Source organism: Flavobacterium sp. (assembly GCF_031363805.1).
Lineage (GTDB): Bacteria > Bacteroidota > Bacteroidia > Flavobacteriales > Flavobacteriaceae > Flavobacterium.
The window spans coordinates 1-3,049 of record NZ_JANLVD010000042.1 but is presented as its reverse complement, the minus strand read 5'-3'; the positions used below and the strand labels follow the sequence as shown (position 1 = coordinate 3,049).

Here is a 3,049-nt window from a genome sequence, read left to right as displayed (position 1 = left end):
CTTTTTTAGTAAAACCAAAATTGAAAGAAATATTCGAGCACAGAGAGAAAAAATTAATTGAACTTTTTGGAGAATTTAAAAAATAAAACAATGAAAAATATACTATTAATTGGCGGTTCATACGGGATTGGTTTGGCTATTGCCAAAGAATTACAACAAGGAAACAATGTATTTGTAGCTTCAAGAACCAATGAAGAATTAACAAATTTAAATGTTACACACATTCCATTTGATGCTTCTACAGATATTTTGGATGTTTCAAAATTGCCAGCCGTTATCGATGGATTAATTTATTGTCCTGGAAGCATCAACCTTCGACCATTTAAAGCACTAAAAATCGACGCTTTTGAAACCGATTTACAAATTAATTTTATTGGTGCTGTTAAAGTTATTCAATCTCTTTTACCCAATTTAACGGCTTCAAATCAATCGAGTATTGTATTATTTAGTAGTGTTGCGGCCAGTATGGGCATGCCTTTTCACACAAGCGTTGCCGCTGCAAAAGGTGCTATTGAAGGTTTCGCAAAAGCTTTGGCTGCGGAATATGCACCAAAAATTCGAGTTAATGTGATTGCGCCATCTTTAACAGACACGCCGTTGGCTGATAAATTTTTGAATAATGACGAAAAGAAAGAAAAATCATCGCTACGCCATCCTTTAAAACGTTTTGGAACTACTGACGATATTGCGCAAATGGCCAATTTTTTAATTAGTGATAAAAGCAGTTGGATTTCCGGGCAAATTTTTCATGTGGATGGTGGTATGTCAACACTTTTAGTGAATGGGTAATTTTTTTTGAAGCACAAACATTGCGTTTATTTTCAACATTGTTCCCGCTTTTCGTTGCAATCTGTCATTGCGAGGAACGAAGCAATCACATAATAAGATTACTTCGTTCCTCGCAATGACAGGATTTCCACTGCAATCGGGGCTAAAATTAATCCTCATTCTGATCAATTACCATGTTATTTCTTTCAAACCTTTGGATTTTAAAAAATCGTTTGTTTTACTAAAATGTTTATTACCAAACCAAAACCCTCTGTTGGCACTCAATGGCGATGGATGTCCAGATTCCAAAACCAAATGCTTATCCTTATGAATTCGACTTCCTTTTTTTTGTGCAAAACCGCCCCAAAGCAAGAAAACCACATTTTCTTTTTCATCAGAAATTTTTTGAATAACGGCATCCGTGAAAGTTTCCCAACCTTTTTTTTGATGGCTTCCCGCTTCATTTTCTCTTACAGTCAATGTAGCATTCAACAACAGAACACCTTGCTTTGCCCAGCGTTCCAAATTCCCAGTTTTAGGAAAGGGAATTTGAATATCAGTTTCAATTTCTTTGAATATATTGAGCAACGATGGTGGCATTGCAATGCCATCATTCACAGAAAAACACAAACCATTGGCTTGACCATAACCATGATAAGGATCTTGACCAATAATGACTATTTTTACATCCTCAAACGGACAGAAATCAAAGGCAGAAAATATTTGGCTTCCTTTTGGATAGCATTTTTTTGTATTGTATTCGCTTTTTACAAAATCAATAAGCGAAACAAAATAAGGTTTATCAAATTCTTCAGAAAGTGTATTTTGCCAAGATTCATGAATATTTACTTTCATTTTATATTTTTTATCAAAAATATAAAATCTATATCAATTATGCGTTTAAACATTTGTAACTTTGTTTTATTCTAAATATATCAATGATTTCAATTACCGAAAAAACACTCCAAGATTTACAATTTTCAACAGTTTTAGAAACAGTCTCCAACATTTGTAACACCGATATTGGCAAACAAAAAGCCTTGGAAATAAAACCTTTCCAAGACGAACAAAGTTTGATGACAGCGTTGTATCAAACCTCAGAATACGTTTCTTCTTTCCAGAATAACAATGCCATTCCAAATCATGGATTCGATGCCATATCGCACGAAATTAGATTTTTGGCTATCGAAGACAGTTTTCTAGAAGTTGGTAGTTTTAGAAAAATTGCCACATTATCTGAAACCACGAATATTCTATTACAATATTTTAAAAAATTTGAAGAATATTATCCCAATTTGTTCAAAAAATCAAGTCAAATTGAACTTACAAAGCTAATCATCAATTCTATTGACGATGTGGTCGATAAATACGGTGAAATTAAAGACAATGCTTCACCAGATTTATTAAATATTCGTAGAGATATAAATGCCGTTCGAGGCAAAGTAAACCAAAGTTTTGGTATGGCATTGAGCCAATACAACAGCTTGGGCTATTTGGATGATATTAAAGAAAGTTTTGTAAACAATCGTAGGGTTTTAGCAGTTTTAGCCATGTACCGCAGAAAGGTAAAAGGCACTATTTTAGGAAGTTCAAAAACAGGAAGTTTGGCTTTTATAGAACCCGAAGCTACTTTGCGATATTCACGAGAATTGAGTAATTTGGAATATGAAGAAAAAGAAGAAATCACCCGTGTTTTAAAACAGTTAACCAATACAATAAGACCGTTTCTTCCTTTAATAATTCAGTACCAGGATTTTTTGAGCGATATAGATGTTATCGCTGCCAAAGCGAAATATGCCAATAGAATCAACGGGATTTTACCCAATATAACTAAAGAACGCAGGGTTTATTTTAAAGATGCCTTCCACCCTATTTTATATTTAAACAACAAAGCGAGCAACGAAATTACGCATTCACAAACTATTGAATTTAACTTAGAAAATAGAATTATAGTTATTTCTGGACCGAATGCGGGCGGAAAAACTATTTCGTTAAAAACAGTAGGTTTGTTGCAATTGATGTTGCAATCTGGTATGTTGATTCCAGCTCACGAACGCAGTGAAACGTGTTTGTTTGATAGAATTCTAACAGATATTGGCGACAATCAATCTATCGAAAATCATTTAAGTACCTATAGTTACCGATTAAAAAATATGAACTATTTCTTAAAAAAGTGCAATGCCAAAACATTGTTTTTAATTGATGAATTCGGAACAGGTTCAGATCCAGATTTGGGTGGCGCGTTGGCCGAAATTTTTTTAGAAGAATTTTACCACCGTGA

General features: G+C 33.7%; 3 protein-coding genes. 2 read left to right on the top strand and 1 reads right to left on the bottom strand.

Annotated elements, in window-relative coordinates; genetic code table 11:
- Positions 1–90 precede the first annotated feature (90 nt).
- Entirely contained in the window at positions 91–789 is a 699-nt protein-coding gene (locus tag RMN92_RS02510) for an SDR family oxidoreductase (RefSeq protein WP_309607888.1), read from the top strand.
- 168 nt (positions 790–957) lie between these two features.
- On the opposite strand, the gene RMN92_RS02505 is transcribed toward RMN92_RS02510, so the two are convergent.
- A complete protein-coding gene (locus RMN92_RS02505; RefSeq protein ID WP_309607887.1) occupies positions 958–1,623 on the bottom strand; it encodes a uracil-DNA glycosylase in 666 nt (221 codons plus the stop codon).
- A gap of 83 nt (positions 1,624–1,706) precedes the next feature.
- Between RMN92_RS02505 and RMN92_RS02500 the strand changes: the two genes are divergently transcribed.
- The coding region (locus tag RMN92_RS02500; RefSeq protein WP_409024842.1) for an endonuclease MutS2 at positions 1,707–3,049 on the top strand (1,343 nt) is incomplete at its 3' end.

Coding starts and splice junctions, on each gene's coding strand:
- RMN92_RS02510 (WP_309607888.1), top strand. CDS start 91: ATGAAAAATATACTATTAATTGGCGGTTCATACGGGATTGGTTTGGCT.
- RMN92_RS02505 (WP_309607887.1), bottom strand. CDS start 1,623: ATGAAAGTAAATATTCATGAATCTTGGCAAAATACACTTTCTGAAGAA.